The sequence below is a fragment of the Abyssibius alkaniclasticus genome (genome assembly GCF_020447305.1).
In the GTDB taxonomy this organism is placed as follows: Bacteria; Pseudomonadota; Alphaproteobacteria; order Rhodobacterales; family Rhodobacteraceae; genus Abyssibius; species Abyssibius alkaniclasticus.
The window spans coordinates 2,396,344-2,411,388 of sequence record NZ_CP095732.1 but is presented as its reverse complement, the minus strand read 5'-3'; the positions used below and the strand labels follow the sequence as shown (position 1 = coordinate 2,411,388).

Here is a 15,045-nt window from a genome sequence, read left to right as displayed (position 1 = left end):
GCCATCGGTCATTTTGGCGCGGGGGGTGTTTCGTGCTTTTCGGTCAGGGCGCGAATAATGCCGTGGAACATGCGGATATCGGCATCGGTCATATCAAACCGCGCCAGAAGCGCGCGCAGGCTTTCGACCAGACTGTCGCGCTTGGGTTCGGGCCAGAAGAAATTTACCGCATCGAGCTTGGCCTCCAGATGCTCGTTCAGCTTCTGGCGCTCGATTGCCAGCGCGGGCCGCGCGGCACGCCCCATTTGCAGCGAAACATGCTGGTCAACCCCCTGCGCGCGCCGCCATTCATAGGCGGTAAGCAGCACGCATTGCGCCAGGTTGAGCGAGGCAAAGGCCGGGTTGACGGGCACGGAAATCAGTGCATTGGCGCCGACAAGGTCGGCATTTTCAAGCCCCGCACGTTCGGGGCCGAACAACACGCCGACATTTTCGCCGCGCGCAATGCGCTTTGCGGCCTCGGCCATTGCCGCTTCGGGGGTGAAAACGGGCTTGGTCAGGTCGCGGCTGCGCGCGGTTGTGGCAAAGGTAAAGTGCAAATCGGCGGTTGCGGCGTTCACATCGGCATCCACGCGCACATGGTCCAGAACGCGCCCCGCCCCGCTGGCCATAGCCACGGCGCGGCTGTTTGGCCAGCCATCGCGCGGGGCGACCAGCCGCATCCGGTCCAGCCCGAAATTCCACATGGCGCGCGCCGCACCGCCAATATTTTCGCCCATCTGCGGGCGCACAAGCACGAAAATCGGCCCCGGTCCGCCCCAATCGGCCTGTGCTGTGTGGTCTGTTCCGGCCATTTCCCGCTCCGCTTTTTATGGCCCGCGTGATACGCTTTTGCGTGATGGGATGCAATTGGAGAGCGCAATGCCCTATGACGAAACCCTGGCCGAGGCCATGCGGGCCGATCTTGCGGGCCATGCTGGCATTTCGGAAAAGAAAATGTTCGGCGGTCTGTGTTTTCTGCTCAACGGCCACATGGTTTGCGGCGTGCATAAAGGCGGTGGCATGTATCGGGTCGGCAAAGCGAACGAGGCCGCGGCGCGCGCCATTCCCGGTGCCAGGCCGCTGGGGTTTACCGGCAGGCCAATGGGCGGAATGATCGAGGTTGATGAGGCCGGTTTGCAGGACGGCGCATATCGCCGCCAATGGCTGGGCATGGCGCTTTCACACGCGGCCAGCCTGCCGCCCAAAACGCCGAAACCATAATCGTATACCAACGTATACCGCCCCTTCCCTTTCATCCCGATTTCCCCTATGAAGGCGCGGAATCACATTGCAATTCATGAGGCACAGCATGACCAAGATCAAAGTTGCCAATCCGGTCGTCGAGCTTGACGGCGATGAAATGACCCGCATCATCTGGGATTTCATCAAGCAAAAACTGGTGCTGCCCTATCTGGATATCGACCTGAAATATTACGATCTGGGCATGGAAGAGCGTGACCGCACCGATGACCAGATCACCATTGACGCCGCCGAAGCCATCAGGAAATATGGCGTTGGTGTGAAATGCGCGACCATCACGCCCGATGAGCAGCGGGTTGAGGAATTCGGCCTGAAAAAGATGTGGCGCAGCCCGAACGGCACCATCCGCAACATTCTGGGCGGCGTCGTGTTCCGCCAGCCGATCATCTGCAAGAACGTGCCCCGCCTTGTGCCGGGCTGGACGCAGCCGATTGTCATTGGCCGCCACGCCTTTGGCGACCAGTATAAAGCCACCGACTTTCTGTTCCCCGGCGCTGGCAAGCTCAGCATGAAATTCGTCGGCGAAGATGGCACGGTGATTGAACGCGAGGTCTATGACGCGGCATCCGCTGGCGTTTACATGGGCATGTATAACCTTGACAGCTCGATCATCGACTTTGCCCGCGCCTCCATGAATTATGGTCTGCAAATGGGCTGGCCGGTGTATCTGTCAACCAAGAACACCATTCTCAAAGCCTATGACGGGCGCTTCAAAGACCTGTTCCAGAAGGTGTTTGACGAGGAGTTTGAAGACAAGTTCAAGAAAGCGGGCATCACTTATGAGCATCGGCTGATTGACGATATGGTTGCCTGTGCGATGAAATGGAATGGCGGCTTTGTCTGGGCCTGCAAGAATTACGATGGCGATGTGCAGTCCGACACCGTGGCGCAGGGCTTCGGCTCGCTCGGGCTGATGACCTCGGTGCTGATGACACCGGATGGCAAGATCGTGGAATCCGAGGCTGCGCATGGCACGGTAACGCGCCATTATCGCCAGCACCAGAAGGGCGAAAAAACCTCGACCAATTCGATTGCCTCTATCTATGCCTGGACAGGCGGGCTGAAACACCGCGCCAAGCTTGATGAGAACGCCGCGCTGATGAATTTCGCGCAGACCCTGGAAAAAGTGATCGTCGACACGGTTGAAAGCGGCTGGATGACCAAGGATCTGGCGCTGCTCGTCGGGCCAAACCAGAAATGGCTGACCACCGAAGGTTTTCTGGAGAAGATCGACGAGAACCTGAACGCCGCGCTGGCCGGCTGAAAACGGGAAAAACGAAACGGTGCCTCGCGACCAGCGGGGCACTTTTTCAGTTCCAATGCTGCGAAGCGTGCTAGGGTTGCGCCGCAGATTGCTGAGTCTGCTTTCCATTGGAATTGAAAAATGGCCACAAAATTGTCGCCCAAAGACCCGCGCATGGTAAACATCACGGCGGGGCTTACGAAGCTTGGCGATGTCGACAAGGGGGTTCGAAACCTGATTGAGCGCACCAAGGTCGCGCTGGGGGACTCAAAAGACATCGACGCCAAACTGGCCAAGGCCGGGATCACGGATATCGACGCAAAGACGCTGACACCGGCACTGAAAAGCACCCTTGCAATGGGCAAGCTCAGCGCAGAAGCGGCAGGCGCGATTGCCAGAATTTTCAAGGACTCGCACAATATCAAAGACAGCAACGGCTTCGAAGATTTCAGCAAGAAACTGAAAACAAACATGGAACCGATTTCGAAACTCGCTTCGGCCGCCAAACAATTTATCGTCGCAATCAATAACGAGGATGAATTGAACGCGCTCAAAAAAGTTTCTGCGCATTACGCCGCTATCAAAACTTATGCCGAGCAGACGCTTTCCAGCTATATGGCCTTTGCCAAAAGCTACAATGTGATGGACAAGCTCAAAAATGGTGAAATGGCTTTGCCAAAAGAGCCGAATGTAAGCATCGATGCGCTTACAGATTATGTGCGACTGGCCATTTCGCTTGAAGGTTACTGCAAGGTCTTTCAAAAAAGCGGAAAAACCGCCGCAGCCGAGCTGAAAAAAGCGCGCAAGGCCAATAAAGACAAGAAGTTGGATGTTGAATACGGCAATGTAGGTGCGACGATGGAACATTTGACGGGCGCAGCGGAAAAGGCCGTTTCGGCCTTTGCCGGAATGCTGAAAGATCTGCAAAAGGCACAAAAGGGCGGGCCGGTTGATGATTGCATTCAGGAGCTGCGCAAAAAATCATCGGCGTTCCTGTCGGTTCAACTCGACCTTGACGAGCTGGACCGTCGTTTGAAAAACGCAAGCTTCGACCACCAGAATGCAAGCAGCTTTTCAGGCCTCAAGGGCGTCAATGGTTACGCAAGGAATTATGGCTCCGACTACAAAACCTTCGCGGCGGCAAAGCTTTGATGTTTGGTTGACGTTGCGCGCATAAACCAGAACGGCGCAAGGAGCGGCATGACCGACCGCGCACTGATTGTTTAGGTCCGGGGCATTTTCGGGGCAAAAACGTCGCGGCACGGGCTTCACCGGCACATGTTCAAACGCCCTCAACCACCATCAAATCGCGCTCGGCGGCACCTTTGGCAAAGCTCATGGCGTGCTGGTATTCAGCCGAATCATAGCAGGCGATGGCCGCCTCGAAGGTTGGAAACACCGCGACAACATTGCGCGCACGGTCTTTGCCCTCCAATTGTTTGTAGCGCCCCGAACGGGCCAGAAACGTGCCCCCATGCGCGGCAATTGCCTCGGTCGCGCGGCTGGCATATTGGCCATAGGCTTCGGGGTTGGTTACGGTGACATGCGCAATCCAGTAAGCGGGCATTTCAGGCTCCTTCAACGATAACGAGTTCGCGGTTGGACCCGGCAAGCGCCAGCGGCAGAATCGCCTGATATTCGGGGCTTTGGTAAAACTCCACCGCGCGGGCATAGCTTGGGAAGCGGATGACGACCTGGCGCGCGCGGCCCGCGCCTTCGGCCTGTTCGCACTGGCCACCGCGCACAATAAACTCGCCGCCGAATTGTGCAGCAACAATAGGGGATTGCGCGGTATACTTCGCGTAGGTTTCCGCGTCATGCACATCAATCCGCGCGATGATATAGCCCTGTTTCATAATGCCTCCAGCATTTTCGTTACAGTTGCGATTGCGGCATCAGCACGGCTTGGGTCATTGCCACCGGCCTGTGCCATTTCCGGGCGGCCACCGCCCCCCTGCCCGCCAAGTTCGGCAGCGGCGGCGCGCACCAGATCAACCGCGCTGACACGGTTCGTCAGGTCGGGGCTGACCGAAACCGCGACGGCGGCCTTGCCGTCGGTATCGGCCACCATGATGACCACACCACTGCCGTGGCTGGCCTTTTGCTCGTTCATCATTTCGCGCAAATCCTTGGCCGAAACGCCTGTAACCACCTGCGACAACAGGCGGATGCCGTTGACCTCGGCCACAGGCGCAGCCCCGCCCGCCCCGCCAAGCGCCAGTTTGCGGCGGGTTTCGGCAAGCTCAGCCTGCAATGCCTTGCGTTCAGCCAAAAGCGCGGTAATACGCGCGGCCAGATCCTCGGGCTTGGCCTTGATCTGCTCAGAGGCCGCGCCAAGCGCTGCAATCTGGCAGGCAATATGCGTGGTGGCGCCAGCACCCGTCAGCGCCTCGATGCGGCGCACACCGGCGGCCGTGGCGCTTTCACCAAGCAGCTTGAAGGCGCCAATATCGCCCGTGCGCGTGACATGGGTGCCGCCGCAAAGCTCCAGCGAATAGGTGTCGCGGCCCGCGCCAAGGCCGGAACCCGGCTTCTTGCCCATCGACACAACGCGCACCTCGTCGCCATATTTCTCGCCAAACAGGGCGCGCGCGCCCAGGGCCTCGGCCTCATCCGGGGTCATCACACGGGTTTCAACCGGGCTGTTCTGGCGGATATATTCGTTCACCTCAACCTCTACACGCGCCAGCTCATCGGCATCCATTGCCCTGGCGTGGGAAAAGTCAAACCGCAGCCGCGCATCATCGTTGAGCGAGCCGCGCTGCGCCACATGCTCACCCAAAACGCTGCGCAGCGCCTCATGCAGCAAATGCGTGGCGGAATGGTTGGCGCGAATGGCCGTGCGGCGTGCGTGATCAACATGCAGGCGGGCTGCATCGCCGGTTTTGATGGTGCCTTCGATCACCTCGCCGATATGCACAAAAACGCCAGCCTTTTTGCGCACATCAGACACTTGCACCGCGCCCGTATCGGTGCGCAGCAGGCCCGCATCGCCCACCTGCCCGCCGCTTTCAGCGTAAAACGGGGTTTGGTTGACCACGATCTGCACCTTGTCACCCATTTGGGCTGCGGCCGTTGCGTTGCCATCGCATACAATTGCCAAAACCGCGCCTTCGGCATCTTCGGTGTCATAGCCCAGAAACTCGGTATGGCCGTGATTTTCGGCAATATCGAACCAGATGTTTTCATCCGCCGCCTCGCCCGAGCCCGCCCAGGCGGCCCGCGCCATTGCCTTTTGGTTGGCCATAGCCGCATCAAAGCCGCCGGTATCGACACTGCGGCCCTTTTCGCGCAGCGCATCTTGCGTAAGGTCAAGCGGAAAGCCGTAGGTGTCGTAAAGTTTGAAGGCGGTTTCACCAGCCAGCGGCGCGCCTTCAGCCATGCCTTCAAGCTCGGCATCCAGCAGGCGCAAACCGCGGTCGAGCGTGGTTTTGAAGCGGGTTTCTTCGAGCTTCAGCGTTTCCTCGATCATCGCACGGGCGCGCCCGAGTTCAGGAAAGGCCTGCCCCATCTGCGCGACAAGCGCGCCAACCAATCGGTGCATGACCGGGTCTTTTGCGCCCAGCAAATGCGCATGGCGCATGGCGCGGCGCATGATGCGGCGCAACACATAGCCGCGGCCCTCGTTGCTGGGCAGAACGCCATCGGCAATGAGAAACGAGGTGGAGCGCAAGTGATCGGCGATCACCCGATGGTGGATATTGCCCGCCCCGTCAGGGTCGGAATTGGTGGCATTGGCCGATGCCTCGATCAGACTGCGCATCAGGTCGGTGTCGTAATTGTCGTGCTTGCCCTGCAAAAGCGCGCCAAAGCGTTCCAGCCCCATGCCCGTGTCAATCGACGGGCGCGGCAAGGCCGTGCGGCTTTCATCGGCATGTTGCTCAAACTGCATGAACACAAGGTTCCAGATTTCGATGAAACGGTCGCCATCCTCATCCGGGCTGCCCGGCGGGCCGCCGGGGATCGTATCGCCGTGATCATAGAAAATCTCGGAACACGGCCCGCAGGGGCCGGTTGCGCCCATCATCCAGAAATTGTCATTCGTGGCGATGCGGATGATCCGCTCTTCGGGCAGGCCAGCAACCTTTTTCCACAGGGCGGCCGCCTCGTCATCGGTATGATAGACCGTGACCAGAAGCCTGTCTTTGTCGATGCCGTATTCCCTGGTCAGCAGGTTCCAGGCCAGCGGAATCGCCTCATCCTTGAAATAGTCGCCAAAGCTGAAATTGCCGAGCATTTCAAAGAACGTATGGTGGCGCGCGGTATAGCCGACATTATCAAGATCGTTATGCTTGCCGCCCGCGCGCACACATTTCTGGCTGGTCACGGCGCGCGAATAGTCGCGCGTCTCTAGCCCGGTAAAGACATTCTTGAACTGCACCATGCCGGCATTGGTGAACATCAGCGTCGGGTCGTTGCGCGGCACGAGCGGCGAGCTTGCAACATGGCTGTGCCCGTTGCTCTCGAAATACTCGGTAAACTTGCTGCGGATGTCGTTGAGCGTGACCATGTTTCTTCCACCAAATCGGTTATTTATAGTGGAAATAGCTTTTGCGCGCGGCACTGTCTATGGGCTGGCCCGCACTAAACGCGAAAAGGCCACCGCATGGATGGCCTTTTGGCATGGATTCCGGCGCTCAATCGTCGACGATCACATCATCAGTGTCATCGGGGCCGGCCAGCATTTCAAAATCCAACCCGTTGGCGGCACGGATCTTGTCTTCCAGCTCGGTGGCAATTTCGACATTTTCCTTCAGGAAGGTCTTGGCATTCTCGCGCCCCTGCCCGATGCGCACATCGCCATAGGAAAACCACGAGCCCGACTTTTCAACCAGCCCGGCCTTGATGCCAAGGTCGATCAGTTCACCGCGTTTGGAAATGCCCTCGCCATACATGATGTCAAATTCCACCTGCTTGAACGGGGGCGCGACCTTGTTTTTAACGACCTTCACGCGCGTGGCATTGCCCACAACCTCGTCACGGTCTTTCAGCGAGCCGATGCGGCGAATATCCAAGCGCACCGAGGCATAGAATTTCAGCGCATTGCCACCCGACGTCGTTTCGGGGCTGCCAAACATCACGCCGATTTTCATGCGAATCTGGTTGATGAAAATGACCATGCATTTGGAGCGGCTGATTGCGGCGGTCAGCTTGCGCATGGCCTGGCTCATCAACCGGGCCTGTGCGCCGACCTGATGGTCGCCCATATCGCCCTCAAGCTCGGATTTCGGGGTAAGCGCGGCCACCGAATCGACAACCACGACCGAAACCGCACCCGAACGCACCAGCGTTTCGGTAATTTCCAGCGCCTGCTCACCCGCATCGGGCTGGCTGATCAGCAATTCATCGAGGTTGACGCCCAGTTTCTTGGCATATTGCGGGTCGAGCGCGTGTTCCGCATCGACAAAGGCGCAGATGCCGCCGTTTTTCTGCTCTTCAGCCAGCACATGCAGCGCAAGCGTGGTCTTGCCCGAACTTTCCGGGCCATAAATTTCAATAATCCGGCCGCGCGGCAGGCCACCAATGCCAAGCGCAATATCCAGACCAATGGAACCTGTTGAAATTGCTGCAATATCCATAACAGGGCTGTTTGCGCCCAGTCGCATGATAGAGCCTTTGCCGAAGCTCCGCTCAATCTGTGAGAGCGCGGATTCGAGCGCCTTTTCCTTGTCCATTTGTCGCCTTTCGCCAAGATCCAGCACGGATTGCGCCATGATTTACCTCTTATTCCATATCTCGCCCGAACGGGCAATCGGAGGGTTTGTTCGTATTATGTTCCTGCTAACATGAGATCAAAGCAAGAACAATGCAATATAATTTTTAGCTAACTCACAGTTCCGCATATTCGTTGAGGAATCGTAAACAGCCGCGCTCAGGCTTGCGCCAGTTTTTCGCTGGCCAGCGATGTCAGGTCTTTCAGCGAAAACGGTTTGGCCAGAAACGCGGCGCCATCCACGCTTGGCTGGCCATCGTTGAAGGCATCTTCGGCATAGCCCGACATGAACACCACTTGCGTGTTGGGAAAGCGGGGTTTTGCCAAACGCACCCATCCGGGGCCGTCCAGCCCCGGCATGATGACATCGGAAATAAAGAGCTGGTATTCGGCACCGGGGCTGTCGAGCATGGCCAGCGCCGCCTCGCCGCTTTCAGCCTCGTCAACATCAAAACCACGCAGGCGCAATGCGCGTGCCGCAAAGGCACGCACGGCAGCCTCATCCTCGACCAGCAATATACGCCCCTTTATCACTTCGGGCCTGGCCTGGGCCGGTTCGCTGGCTTTCATGGGCGCGGCAGAAAGCGCGAAGCTGTGCGCGGGCAGATAAATCGTAAAACTCGTGCCCTTGCCGGGCGTGCTGTCGGTAAAGATATAGCCGCCGGTTTGTTTGATGATGCCATAGGCCGTTGAAAGGCCAAGCCCCGTGCCCTCGCCAATGCGCTTGGTTGTAAAGAACGGCTCGAAGATCTTGTCCAGCTTGTCAGGGTCAATTCCGCAGCCGGTATCGGTGACGCGCAGCACAACATAGCGCCCGGCCGGCACAATCGCGCGGTTGCGGCGCAGCGGTTGGGCGAGCGTTTCATTTTGCGAAGATATGCTGACCTGCCCGCCGCTTGGCATGGCGTCGCGCGCATTGACCACAAGGTTCATGATCACCTGTTCCATCTGGCGCTCATCCACGCGCACGGGCCAAAGCGCGTCGCCATATTCTATGTCGAGCGTTACCTTCTCGCCCAGAAGCCGGTTGAGCAGATGCGCAAGCTCCGACAAGGTGTCCATCATGTTCAGCACTTTGGGCTGCAAGGTCTGCTTGCGCGAAAACGCCAAGAGCTGCTTGACAAGCCCTGCCGCGCGCATCGCATTCTGCCTGATCTGGATCAGGTCGCCATAATCGGGGTCTCCGCTTTCATGGCGCAGCAAAAGCAGGTCGACATGGCCGCTGATCGCGGTCAGCAGATTGTTGAAATCATGCGCAACACCGCCCGCCAACTGCCCCACGGCCTGCATTTTCTGGCTTTGCACAAACTGTGCTTCAAGCGTTTTAAGCTCGGTCTTGTCGCTTAGCACGGCGATCAGGTTGCCACCGGCGCCTGCCTCGTGCATCAGCGAAATCTGCACATACATTTCCTGCCCGTCGCGCTGGCACCGGGCAATTTCCGAACGCCGCGAAATTTCACCCGCCACGGCCTCGGCAATGCGCTCGCGCATCGAGCGGCCCAAACCTTCGGCCTGATCTTCCAGCAATACGCCGCGCAGATCATCGGCGCCCAACAATATGCGCGCCGCACTGTTTGCGCTGATGATCCTGCCCTCGTTATCGAGGCTGAGAATGGCGACGGGAAGCAGTTCGATCAGATCAAGGATTGAATTTTTGGCAACCGCCGGAGCAGGCGGCGCGTGGTGCCAGAGCAACGTGCCATCGGCCAGCAGCAGGGGTGCTAGGCCAAGGCCATTATCGGGAGCAATCTTGCGCGCCGTACTGCCTGTGCCGGGGCTCGACCAAAGGGTGTTGCCATCCGAATCGCTTAGCACAAGCGGCGGCAAACGGGTGGCGCGTTTTTCGCGGCGGCGCGCCTGAACCGCAGCAACGCCAAGCACAAATGCGACTGCCAGCAGCGGCAGGAGCAGTGCAAGAACATCGCCAAATACCAGTCGCAATTCGGGCCAAAGCGCGATTGTGAGCAAAATGAGCAGCAAAACAGCAAAGCCAGAGGCAGATTGCAGGCCAAGGCGCAGATGCTGCCATGCTTGCTTTAAGTTCAGACTCGTTACCGCCACAAGCTCACCCTGAATACACTCGTGAATTGCCGTTAGGCATAATTGCTACAACCTTTGATTGATCAAAGCAATTCAGTAGATTGCTGGCACATGGGGTGAACGCTTGTCAGCGACGCGCCAGGACCGCCACGAAAAACCCGTCACCGGCTGTCAGCGGTGTCAGGGTCAGCGCGTCGTTCTGCTGCCAATCGGGGTTGGCGGCCAGAAACGCGTCGACCCGATCCTGGTTTTCACAGGCCAGCAACGAGCAGGTTGCATAGACAAGCCGCCCGCCCGGTGCGACATAGCCGCTGGCGGTTTGCAGCACCTCATCCTGTATTGTGTTGAGCCGCGCAAGGCTTGCCGGTGTCATCCGCCATTTCGCATCGGGGTTGCGCCGCCATGCGCCGGTGCCCGAACAGGGCGCATCGGCCAGAACAAGGGTGCAGGGCGGGGCCTTGGCAAGCTGCGCGGTGGTCCAGATCTCAACCTCGGCGCCCGCGCGGCGGGCACGGTCGGGCAGGTCTTTCATGCGGCCGGGGTTCACATCATGGGCAATCAGGCGGCCCTGGTTGCCCATAAGGGCTGCCAGCGCAAGGGTTTTGCCACCACCGCCTGCGCAGTAATCCAGCACGGTTTCACCCGCTTTCGGCGCGGCCAGCCGGGCAACCATCTGGCTTGAAACATCCTGCAATTCGACCATGCCATAGGTATAGGCGCGCGAATTGCCAACCGCGCGGGCATTGTCGACCACGCGCAAGGCATCGGGCAGGCCCGGCACGGGTTCGGCAAAAATAAGCTCGCGCGCCAGCAGGTTCTGCGCCTCGGCCAGCCCGGTTTTCAGCCGGTTCACCCGCAAATCGACAGGCGCGCGGTGCTGCATTGCCGCCAGAACCGGCGCAAAATCGTCGCCAAGCGAGCGGCGAAGCTCGGCATCCAGAAAATCGGGATAGTCGAGCGCCACGGGGTCGGGCGCGGGTGTTGTGCTGGCCAGGGCCGCAAGCTCATCGGGGCCAAGCGGTTCGGGCGCATAGCCATCGCCGCTGAACAGCGCCTGCACATTCTCGCCCGCTGCGTGCTGATGCGCGGCAAACACCATGCGCCCGCCAGCGGCCCCGCCGGCATGGGCCAGGCTGCGCTTCTGGCGCAGCGCGTCAAACACCAGATCACGAATGGCCGCGCGGTCTTTTGAGCCTGCAAAGCGGCTGGAACGCGCCCAGCGCGTGAGCGCGCGCTCGGCAGGCTCGCCCGCCTCGATCGCGTCAAACAGCGCAATCGCAGCGGCAATGCGCGCGCCCGGCGTCACGACATAACCAGGCCAATGGCCAATGATACCCACAGCCCGACCAGTGCCAGCAGGCTGAATACATAGATCTTGAACCGCTGCCCCAGCCGGTTGCCGCCCACATGGATATAGCGATGCACAAGCCGCAGCCCGGCATAGGCCACGGCAAACACCGCCAGACCCCATGTGCTGGCATTCAGCGCAGCAGCAAGCGCAACGCCGACATAAAACAGTTGCGGGGTTTCAAACTGGTTATGGGCGTTCCGCTCCATCTTCGCCACCGCATCGGAATAGCGGTGCCGCCCCACGGCCAGTTCCGCCATATCGGGGCGGAAGGCGCGCAAATCGGCAAGGCGCATCACGCCCATGCGGTAAATCGCCCAAAGTGTCAGCGCGACCTGCACGAACACGGCGATCACGGCTATCGTCAGATGAAGCGGCATCAACCTATCCTGTAATTCGGGCTTTCGCGGGTGATCTGCACATCATGCACATGGCTTTCCTTCAGCCCGGCCCCGGTGATTTTTACAAAGCTACAATTCCGGCGCATGGAGTCAATTGTCGCAGCACCGGTATAACCCATTGCGGCGCGCAAACCGCCCACAAGCTGGTGAACCACCGCGCCGGCCGCACCCTTGTAGGGCACCTGCCCTTCAATGCCCTCGGGCACCAGCTTGTCACTCGCCACTTCCTTCTGGAAATACCGGTCCGCCGAGCCGCGCGCCATTGCCGCAAGCGAGCCCATGCCGCGATAGGCCTTGAAGCTGCGCCCCTGATACAGAATGACCTCGCCGGGCGCTTCATCTGTTCCGGCCAGCATCGAGCCGATCATCGCGCAGCTTGCGCCAGCGGCAATCGCCTTGGCGAAATCGCCCGAAAACTTGATGCCGCCATCGGCGATGATAGGGGAATCTGTTGCCGCCGCCGCTTCGGCGCAATCCATGATCGCGGTAAGCTGCGGCACACCAACACCCGCCACAATGCGCGTTGTGCAGATTGAGCCCGGCCCGATGCCGACCTTGACGCCATCGGCCCCCGCGGCCAGCAATGTGCGTGTCGCCTCGCCCGTGGCCACATTGCCGGCAACAATCTGCACGGCATTGGAATGGGCGCGCAGCCGTTCCACCGCTTTGTAAACAGCCTCGGAATGGCCATGCGCGGTGTCAATCACGATCAGATCCACCCCGGCATCAACCAAGGCGGCCGAGCGTTCAAACCCGGCATCGCCCACCGTGCTGGCGGCGGCCACACGCAACTGGCCACGCTCGTCCTTGCAGGCATGGGGGTTCAGCACGGCCTGTTCGATGTCACGAATGGTCAGCAGCCCGGTCAGCTGGTTATCGCCATCCACAACCAGCAGCTTTTCAATCCGGCGCGAATGCATCAGGCTTTTGGCCTGCGCCAAATCGGCGGGTTCGCGCAGAATGGCAAGGTTATCGGCGGTCATCATGGCATGAACGGGGGTGGCATCATCCTCGGCGAAGCGCATGTCGCGGTTGGTGACAATGCCTAGCACGCGGCCCTGCGCATCGACCACCGGAAAGCCTGAAATCGCATATTTCGCCTGCAAGGCCTTGGCATCGGCAAGGGTCTGGTCGGGGCGCAACGTAATCGGGTTATCAACCACGCCGCTTTCAAACCGCTTCACCTTGCGCACCTGATCGGCCTGTTCGGCAATATCAAGGTTGCGGTGGATCACCCCCATGCCGCCGGCCTGTGCCATTGCAATGGCCATGCGGCTTTCGGTAACGGTATCCATAGCCGATGACAGCAGGGGAATGTTCAGAGCGATGGATTTTGTGACCCGCGTGCGTGTATCGGCGGTGCTGGGCATCACGCTCGACGCCCCCGGAACCAACAAAACATCATCAAAGGTCAGCGCCTCACGAATGTCCATCTGGACCCCCTGTAAAGAGTTCGGTGTTGGCGCTTTCCTATTTCATGGGCGCGCGGAAAAGAAAACCCCCCGCGCGCAATTTTCGCTTATGCGAAGTTGAGATCGCCCAGGGTCAGCCCTGCCGCGACGCCGCCTTCAACGATGATGGTCTGCACCCCAACCATGATGAAAATATCGGTGCCGTCATTGGTGAAACTGTCAACCGCGCCTGCGCCTTCAATGATGATCTGATCATTGCCAAAGCCATAATCGCGCAGCGTATCGGTGCCGGCATCTGCGGCATTGAACACAAACTGGTCATCGCCGTCACCGCCGCGCAGAATGTCATTGCCGATACCGCCATCAAGCAGGTCATTGCCCGTGCCGCCGATCAGCCGGTCATTGCCCTTGCCACCGATCAGAATATCATTGCCGCCGCCGCCTTTCAGCGCATCGCCGCCGCCATTGCCATAGATGATGTCATTGCCATTGCCGCCGATGATCGTATCACGGCCAGAGCCGCCGAAGATTGTATCATCACCGCCATCGCCATAAATCTCGTCATTGGCGCCGCCGCCTTTGATGGTGTCCTTACCGCCACCACCATAAATAAAGTCTGTGCCCTTGCCGCCGTTCAGCCTGTCAGCGCCGCCAAAGCCGAACAGCTCGTCGTTGCCATTCTTGCCCTTGAGCGCGTTGCCGACATCATTGCCGTAAATATGGTCGACACCCGAACCGCCGATGGCGTTTTCAATGACCGAGCCGCGCGAAATGCCAACCGTGCCAATCTCGCCCAGAACATTGGAAAACGCTTCTTCGCGCAGGTCGATTGTCTGCTCGCCGTCATATTGCGAAAAGTCGAACACATCCTCGCCACCATCGTCGATGACGACCATGACTGTGGGGTTTCCAAATTCAAGCCAATCGCCGACAGGACCGTCTGCATCGGACATATAGCCATAGCGCGTATCGCCTGTGCGGGTTTGGCCGGTCGTGCCATAAACATTGCGCAACGCAATAACATCTGCCGCCATAAGTGTCAGGGCAGTTGCGGGTGTATAGTTTCCATAAGTATTTTCGAACTGACTGAAATAGGACATCACGGTCGCATTCCAATTGTCATTTGCAAAGGTCGCATTGTCTGGAAATGTAGTATCATCTCCAATATATGGCCCGGCATGTCCAAAACCAAGCGAATGCATAATCTCATGCATGAATGTTTGAAGCAAATAGCTGTCGTAGTCACCTATTTCAGGATTTTTGTAATCCCAACCCGGCTCGATATTTACAACCGAGTAGGTAATCGCGTTTGAGCCAATATAATATTGAGTGCGTGAAAATGCGCCTTCATAAGCATCGGAAAATGAAATCATTGCGGTGCCATTGCCGCCGACCGCATTAAAGACGAGCCCCGTTGCGTCCGAAATCATACCCATCGCTTTAAGTGCAAAGTCTTGATAGAGCGATGTAATTCCATTGAAATCACTTAATTCCAACACATTGTTGAAGCCATTAAAATCATAGGTAATCACATTGCCAGCAAGCGGCACAAAGTGAACAGGATTATCGTTTGGGGTGAGTTCTTTGGCGATGTAGGTAATTTGATTTACAATTTCATCGTTTGAATATTCTGGAAGTTGGGCCAT

Annotated in this window: 13 protein-coding genes; 3 read left to right on the top strand and 10 right to left on the bottom strand. The window is 58.6% G+C overall.

Annotation, left to right across the window (positions count from 1 at the left end):
• Positions 1-8: 8 nt before the first annotated feature.
• Positions 9-794 carry an RNA methyltransferase gene (locus tag LGT41_RS12015; protein ID WP_274127119.1) on the bottom strand — a complete coding sequence of 262 codons (786 nt, stop codon included), beginning with the start codon at positions 792-794 and terminating at the stop codon, positions 9-11.
• 67 nt (positions 795-861) lie between these two features.
• Here LGT41_RS12015 and LGT41_RS12010 point away from each other — a divergent pair, with 67 nt between their 5' ends.
• The 3 genes from LGT41_RS12010 to LGT41_RS12000 all read left to right on the top strand — a co-directional run bounded on the left by LGT41_RS12010 (position 862) and on the right by LGT41_RS12000 (position 3,637).
• Positions 862-1,203: a TfoX/Sxy family protein gene (locus tag LGT41_RS12010; protein ID WP_274127118.1), complete on the top strand. Its 342-nt coding sequence runs from the start codon at positions 862-864 to the stop codon at positions 1,201-1,203.
• Positions 1,204-1,291: 88 nt separating this feature from the next.
• Positions 1,292-2,506 (top strand): NADP-dependent isocitrate dehydrogenase, encoded by a 1,215-nt coding sequence (locus tag LGT41_RS12005; RefSeq protein WP_274127117.1) that lies wholly within the window; start codon positions 1,292-1,294, stop codon positions 2,504-2,506.
• 153 nt (positions 2,507-2,659) lie between these two features.
• Positions 2,660-3,637, top strand: a complete 978-nt coding sequence (locus LGT41_RS12000) for a hypothetical protein (RefSeq protein ID WP_274127116.1) — start codon at positions 2,660-2,662, stop codon at positions 3,635-3,637.
• Between the two features lie 130 nt (positions 3,638-3,767).
• Here the strand turns inward: LGT41_RS12000 and LGT41_RS11995 are convergent, their stop codons facing one another.
• The 9 genes from LGT41_RS11995 to LGT41_RS11955 all read right to left on the bottom strand — a co-directional run bounded on the left by LGT41_RS11995 (position 3,768) and on the right by LGT41_RS11955 (position 14,499).
• Positions 3,768-4,052, bottom strand: a complete 285-nt coding sequence (locus LGT41_RS11995) for a DUF1330 domain-containing protein (RefSeq protein ID WP_274127115.1) — start codon at positions 4,050-4,052, stop codon at positions 3,768-3,770.
• A 1-nt stretch (position 4,053) separates the two neighbouring features.
• Positions 4,054-4,341, bottom strand: coding sequence for a DUF1330 domain-containing protein (locus LGT41_RS11990; protein WP_274127114.1), 288 nt, complete (start codon positions 4,339-4,341; stop codon positions 4,054-4,056).
• Positions 4,338-6,995, bottom strand: a complete 2,658-nt coding sequence (gene alaS, locus LGT41_RS11985) for an alanine--tRNA ligase (protein ID WP_274127113.1) — start codon at positions 6,993-6,995, stop codon at positions 4,338-4,340. The genes LGT41_RS11990 and alaS overlap by 4 nt, the downstream gene beginning before the upstream one ends.
• A 127-nt stretch (positions 6,996-7,122) precedes the next feature.
• Positions 7,123-8,199 (bottom strand): recombinase RecA, encoded by a 1,077-nt coding sequence (gene recA / locus LGT41_RS11980; RefSeq protein ID WP_420720186.1) that lies wholly within the window; start codon positions 8,197-8,199, stop codon positions 7,123-7,125.
• A 158-nt stretch (positions 8,200-8,357) separates the two neighbouring features.
• Positions 8,358-10,259, bottom strand: a complete 1,902-nt coding sequence (locus tag LGT41_RS11975) for a hybrid sensor histidine kinase/response regulator (RefSeq protein ID WP_274127112.1) — start codon at positions 10,257-10,259, stop codon at positions 8,358-8,360.
• A 106-nt stretch (positions 10,260-10,365) separates the two neighbouring features.
• Positions 10,366-11,544, bottom strand: coding sequence for an RsmB/NOP family class I SAM-dependent RNA methyltransferase (locus LGT41_RS11970; RefSeq protein ID WP_274129723.1), 1,179 nt, complete (start codon positions 11,542-11,544; stop codon positions 10,366-10,368).
• Positions 11,541-11,966 (bottom strand): MAPEG family protein, encoded by a 426-nt coding sequence (locus tag LGT41_RS11965; protein WP_274127111.1) that lies wholly within the window; start codon positions 11,964-11,966, stop codon positions 11,541-11,543. Before LGT41_RS11965 ends, LGT41_RS11970 begins: the two co-directional genes overlap by 4 nt.
• A complete protein-coding gene (gene guaB, locus LGT41_RS11960; RefSeq protein WP_274127110.1) occupies positions 11,966-13,420 on the bottom strand; it encodes an IMP dehydrogenase in 1,455 nt (484 codons plus the stop codon). Before guaB ends, LGT41_RS11965 begins: the two co-directional genes overlap by 1 nt.
• Positions 13,421-13,506: 86 nt before the next feature.
• On the bottom strand, positions 13,507-14,499 hold the full coding sequence (locus LGT41_RS11955) for a calcium-binding protein (RefSeq protein ID WP_274127109.1): 993 nt from the start codon (positions 14,497-14,499) through the stop codon (positions 13,507-13,509).
• Between the last annotated feature and the right edge of the window lie 546 nt (positions 14,500-15,045).

Bases quoted from the DNA above. Each gene is read 5' to 3' on its own strand.
- LGT41_RS12005 (WP_274127117.1), top strand. From the start codon at position 1,292: ATGACCAAGATCAAAGTTGCCAATCCGGTCGTCGAGCTTGACGGCGAT.
- LGT41_RS12000 (WP_274127116.1), top strand. From the start codon at position 2,660: ATGGTAAACATCACGGCGGGGCTTACGAAGCTTGGCGATGTCGACAAG.
- guaB (WP_274127110.1), bottom strand. From the start codon at position 13,420: ATGGACATTCGTGAGGCGCTGACCTTTGATGATGTTTTGTTGGTTCCG.
- LGT41_RS12015 (WP_274127119.1), bottom strand. From the start codon at position 794: ATGGCCGGAACAGACCACACAGCACAGGCCGATTGGGGCGGACCGGGG.
- LGT41_RS11955 (WP_274127109.1), bottom strand. From the start codon at position 14,499: ATGTCCTATTTCAGTCAGTTCGAAAATACTTATGGAAACTATACACCC.
- LGT41_RS11965 (WP_274127111.1), bottom strand. From the start codon at position 11,966: ATGCCGCTTCATCTGACGATAGCCGTGATCGCCGTGTTCGTGCAGGTC.
- recA (WP_420720186.1), bottom strand. From the start codon at position 8,199: ATGGCGCAATCCGTGCTGGATCTTGGCGAAAGGCGACAAATGGACAAG.
- LGT41_RS12010 (WP_274127118.1), top strand. From the start codon at position 862: ATGCCCTATGACGAAACCCTGGCCGAGGCCATGCGGGCCGATCTTGCG.
- alaS (WP_274127113.1), bottom strand. From the start codon at position 6,995: ATGGTCACGCTCAACGACATCCGCAGCAAGTTTACCGAGTATTTCGAG.
- LGT41_RS11995 (WP_274127115.1), bottom strand. From the start codon at position 4,052: ATGCCCGCTTACTGGATTGCGCATGTCACCGTAACCAACCCCGAAGCC.
- LGT41_RS11990 (WP_274127114.1), bottom strand. From the start codon at position 4,341: ATGAAACAGGGCTATATCATCGCGCGGATTGATGTGCATGACGCGGAA.